Origin of the sequence: Caballeronia sp. (genome assembly GCF_049581465.1) — a bacterium.
GTDB lineage: Bacteria > Pseudomonadota > Gammaproteobacteria > Burkholderiales > Burkholderiaceae > Caballeronia.
This window is the reverse complement of record NZ_JBAUSA010000519.1, coordinates 1-4,629: the sequence shown is the minus strand read 5'-3', so window position 1 is coordinate 4,629 and position 4,629 is coordinate 1. Positions and strand designations below refer to the sequence as shown.

Below are 4,629 nucleotides of genomic sequence, written 5' to 3'. Positions count from 1 at the left end.
GGATTGGGCTTGGCGATTTCATCGGCGATAGCACGAGAATACGGGGGCACCCTCGTAGCAAGAAACATAGCGTTGCAGATGGAAGTAGACGGGCCGGAGGGTGGGACGCAGGCGGACGCGGATCGATCGCATGGAGCGGAATTCGTGATAACGCTACGTCGCGCATAAACAAAAGAGAGAGCGGGAAGAAGTGAGCGGCATAGGTCTACCGGGAGAGCGAGCAACTCCAACGCCGCCGGACCCAAGGACAAAGAGCAAGCCATCGCGGAGTTGAAAAGGGAAAGCCCAGTGACAGGCGTACAAGTAATATTCATCGAGGATGACGAACTAGTTCGCCGGGCGAGCGTGCAGAGCTTGCAACTAGCGGGCTTCGAAGTCGCGGGCTACGGGAGCGTGGAGACTGCGTCCCACCTGATTGACCCAAGTTTCCCGGGCGTGATAGTGAGCGACATCCGCTTACCCGGCGCGAGCGGCCTTGACCTCCTGTCCCAAAGCCGTGCCAGCGCTCCCGAACTACCGATAATCCTGATCACCGGCCACGGCGACATCTCAATGGCGGTACAGGCCATGCGCGACGGTGCCTACGATTTCATCGAAAAGCCGTTTGCTTCGGAGCGTCTGATAGAGGCAGTTCGACGCGCACTTGAACGCCGCAAACTCCTCCTCGAAAACCGCGCCCTACGTCGCGAACTGGCGGACCAAGGCAGTGTGGCGCCAAGAATAATTGGCCGAAGCCCTGCGATAGAACAGGTCCGCAAGCTCATAGCGAACGTCGCACCGACCGACGCCTCCGTGCTGATCAACGGCGACACCGGTGCGGGCAAGGAGCTGATCGCACGCAGCTTGCACGATTTATCGCCGCGACGGGACAAGCCGTTTATCGCGGTGAACTGCGGCGCCCTGCCGGAGCAGATGTTCGAATCGGAGATGTTCGGCTACGAGGCTGGCGCGTTCACCGGCGCGCAAAAACGGCGCATCGGCAAGCTCGAGCACGCGTCGGGCGGGACCTTGTTCCTCGATGAAATCGAGAGCATGCCGCTGGCCCTCCAGGTGAAATTGCTGCGCGTGTTGCAGGACGGCGTGCTTGAGCGGCTCGGTTCCAACCAGCCGATCCGGGCAAACTGCCGCGTGGTCGCGGCGGTCAAAGGGGACATGGCCGGGCACATCGCGGCCGGCACGTTTCGCCGCGATTTGATGTATCGGCTGAACGTAGTAACGATCACGTTGCCGCCTTTGGCAGAACGGCGCGAGGACGTGGTGCCGCTGTTCGAGCATTTCCTTCTCGACGCCGCCGTGCGGTACGAACGCCCCGCGCCGCTGCTCAACGATCGCCAGCGCGCAGAACTGTCGCAGCGCGACTGGCCGGGCAATGTGCGTGAATTGCGCAACGCCGCGGATCGTATGGTGCTGGGAATTATCGATGAAACAGGCGTGCCGCTCGATGCCGCCACTCAATCGCTCAAGGAGCGCACGGAGCAGTTCGAGCGCGCGGTGATTGCGGAGGCTCTGGAGCAGTGCAGCGGCGTGGTGGCGGCGGCGGCCGATCGGCTGCAAGTCGGCAAGGCGACGCTCTACGAAAAGATCAAGCGATACGGGCTGGCAGTCGAACGCTATTGAACGCTGAAAGTAAAAGAACCCGCTGAATGACTGCCAGGTCCACAGACGTGTTGATTTTCAGGGCTTTCGGTTTCGAACGCCCCGACTTCCCGGACCGAGCTCCTGCCTTCCGAGCTGCACCGAATGGCGGATCTCCACGTTCTTCGTGTCAAGGAAGCGGGCACTTCACGTGGCTCGACTACCGTCGCTGTTAAGCAAGCGGAACTCTGCGGGCGATTCTTCGAACGCGTGAGTGGTCTTGATCGCCTCAATGACTTTCGGAAGGTCGGCGTAGTTGAACTGGGCGCACCAGTCTGCCATTCGGAACATAGCCTTGATGAGCGGGCTGGCCCGCCCGCCTTGTGTGAGTGCTCTGAGGCAGTCCACAAACTGCGAGTGAAAGAGGGTTGGAACGATGACCCGACACCGTCCGGCACGGGACAGCTCTGCATTCGTGACGAGTATCGAGAGCCGTCCGTTGCCGTCGGCAAACGGGTGCACCTCGGCAATGAGAAAGAGGTAGTAAATGGCCCGAGCAAGGCCCTCCGGAATTGTCAAGGCGAGGCGGGACCCTTCTGCAAGTGTTCCCCGTACGTGCGAGGGTTGCACGAACTGAGTCGTTCCTGCGTAGTTCGACTCGAGCTTAAGGTGGCCCGGGTGCGCTTCCGGGCGGCGCTCGAGCATGGCGTGATGGCGCTCCTGAAGCACGTCGACAAAGTCGTCACCCGCCGGTGGCGGCATCGCCCGGGTTTCGGTCTTGTACGCGAGATTGAACACACCAAGGATGTCGTGTGAATCCTTGGGGCGCTGCGCAACAATCTGGTTGCGCAGAACAATACCCTCCGCTTCTTCCAGCGAGAATTTTGTTCCTTCCAAATTGTCGCTGTAGCGCTGCGGATAGGACTTAAATGCCGCTGGCGCGCTTTTGTGCGACGCAGCCCATTCCCATCCATAGCGTGACAGCTGACGAAGGGTTGCGCCGCGCACGACCGGACATGCCGCCCGTATCGCGCACGCGCTTCAGGTCAGAATCACCGCCAGCGGTGCAACCGCCATCCGAAATCTTTCGCAACAAAAAAAGTCCCGCCAACTTCTACGCGTGGCGGGACTTCAGTTAATCAAGCGTTCTACGTTTGTGGAACGGGCAGGCTAGCAGCGGGCTTTTTGTTTGTGCGACGACCGTCAAGAAGCCGGATCACGCAGCGTTCAGGGCTTTGTCGAGAAGTTCGTCCAGTTCAGCGTAGGTCGGTTCGCCGACGTAGCGTTTGAGAATCTTTCCGTTTTTATCTACGACAAACGTGGTCGGCGTCAGTTGCACGTTACCAAACTGCTTCGCGGCGCTGCCGTCGTCCATGGCGACCTTGAAGGGCAGGTTGCGGGTCTGCGCGTAGTTCGTGACGTACATTGGCGCGTCAGTGCTCATTGCAACCGCGACGAATTCCAGGCCGCGGCCTTTGAAGCGGTTGTACGTGTTGACCATCTGCGGCATTTCCTTGATGCACGTTTCGCAGTCCGTTGCCCAGAAATTGATCAGGTAGACCTTGCCCTTGAGATCCGTCGACGTCGACACTTTCTGCCCCGACAGCAGCGTGAACGTGGCGTCGGGCACGTGTTGCTGTCCCCCGAACGCAAAATAGCCGGTACATGCGATCACGCCCGCGACTACAGCCATCACGACATAGCGCAGCGGGCTCTTGCCCCGTGCCGATGAGACTTGCGAATTCTGTGACATAAAGACCTCTGGCCAGCCCGTTTGTGTTTCGATGACGCGCGTATCTAACAATGGATGGCATTTTAACGCCAATCTTGAAAAAGCGGTTCTGCGCCGCGGCCCAATTCCGCTATTGCGGACGGACGAAACGCCGTGTTGCTGGCAACGCGGTACCGGTCGACAGCGGATAATCGTGCTTTTATTCGCTTTTATTCGCCACAATCTCCATGAACCCATTTGTATTCAGCGCTGCGCGGCGCGCGGTGCCGCGACCTTTTACCACTGTCCTGAGCATTATCCTTGCCGCCGCGCTGCTCGCCTGCACGCCGGCCTATGACTGGCGCACGATCCAGAACAACGACGACGCCTACGAAATCACGTTCCCATCGAAGCCCCGATCCGACGCACGGGACATCGAGATCAACGGCCAGAAAATGCACATGTCGATGCAAACCGCCGAGGCGGGTGACGCCGTTTTTGCCGTTGGCACGGTTGATTTGCCGAACGCAGACGGTCCGACACGGCGGGCCGCGATCGACTTCCTGCAGCGCGGGCTCGCGCACAACCTGAATGCGACGCCCGTTGCATCTCCGGTGCAGATCGAAGTTGCGGCCGGTGGTCAACTGGCTGGTGAGGAAATCAACGTGAAGGGCCTAAGCAACGGCGCAAGCGCCGATGGAGAAAAGACGGAATCGCACGAGATCAGCGCGCGCTTCGTCGCCAAGGGACCTCATGTTTATCAAGTTGCGATCGTCTCAACTAAACTGCCCCCCCCTGACCAGGTCGATCAGTTTTTCTCTTCGTTCAAACTTTTTTAAATGTTTACTCTAAATCTAAGAAACCGCACTTTGGTCTGACGTTTCGGCATTTCGCGAGTGCGCCACGAACGTTTCACGTCAGAGAGTTTGCGCAAGCAGTTGAAGCTAAAACTCGGATTTGTCTCGGTTTTTTCAACTATCCACAGAGCCTGTGGATAACTTTGTGGAGAACCTCGCTGATCAGTCGCTACGCCCCCGTCCGACGCGCCTTTCCTTACTTTGCCTTCAATCTCGGCAGGAAAAAAACCGTAATAAAATCAATACCCTGCGGATTATTGCCAAAGATCAAGTTTGATCAGACAAAAACAGAAACAGGTTCGGTGCAATGTGCATAAGTCAAGTCTTGACAGACGATTATTCTTCTTGCGGGTGCCGATCGCGACCGGCAGGGTCGCGTCAGGCCGTAGCGAACGCTCGCCGATACTGAATGGCCTCGGCGAGGTGCGCCGCGCTGGGCGCGTCAGCTGCCGCCAGGTCGGCGATCGTGCGGGCCACCCTTAAGAC

The 4,629-nt window shown here is 58.8% G+C and carries 5 protein-coding genes; 2 read left to right on the top strand and 3 right to left on the bottom strand.

The genetic code is table 11. The features are described from left to right. The first annotated feature begins 288 nt into the window (after nucleotides 1–288). Entirely contained in the window at nucleotides 289–1,617 is a 1,329-nt protein-coding gene (locus tag WCA53_RS12760) for a sigma-54-dependent transcriptional regulator (protein ID WP_423910319.1), read from the top strand. Nucleotides 1,618–1,782: 165 nt separating this feature from the next. Here WCA53_RS12760 and WCA53_RS12755 read toward each other — a convergent pair whose 3' ends face one another. Together WCA53_RS12755 and WCA53_RS12750 are read right to left on the bottom strand one after the other, a co-directional pair. After that, a complete protein-coding gene (locus tag WCA53_RS12755) occupies nucleotides 1,783–2,583 on the bottom strand; it encodes a Fic family protein (protein ID WP_423910316.1) in 801 nt (266 codons plus the stop codon). A gap of 208 nt (nucleotides 2,584–2,791) precedes the next feature. Next, nucleotides 2,792–3,328, bottom strand: coding sequence for a peroxiredoxin family protein (locus tag WCA53_RS12750; RefSeq protein WP_423910313.1), 537 nt, complete (start codon nucleotides 3,326–3,328; stop codon nucleotides 2,792–2,794). Between the two features lie 206 nt (nucleotides 3,329–3,534). Between WCA53_RS12750 and WCA53_RS12745 the strand changes: the two genes are divergently transcribed. Beyond that, on the top strand, nucleotides 3,535–4,125 hold the full coding sequence (locus tag WCA53_RS12745; RefSeq protein WP_423910308.1) for a hypothetical protein: 591 nt from the start codon (nucleotides 3,535–3,537) through the stop codon (nucleotides 4,123–4,125). A 396-nt stretch (nucleotides 4,126–4,521) separates the two neighbouring features. Here WCA53_RS12745 and WCA53_RS12740 read toward each other — a convergent pair. After that, on the bottom strand, nucleotides 4,522–4,629 hold a 108-nt coding region (locus WCA53_RS12740; RefSeq protein ID WP_423910322.1), incomplete at its 5' end, for a hypothetical protein.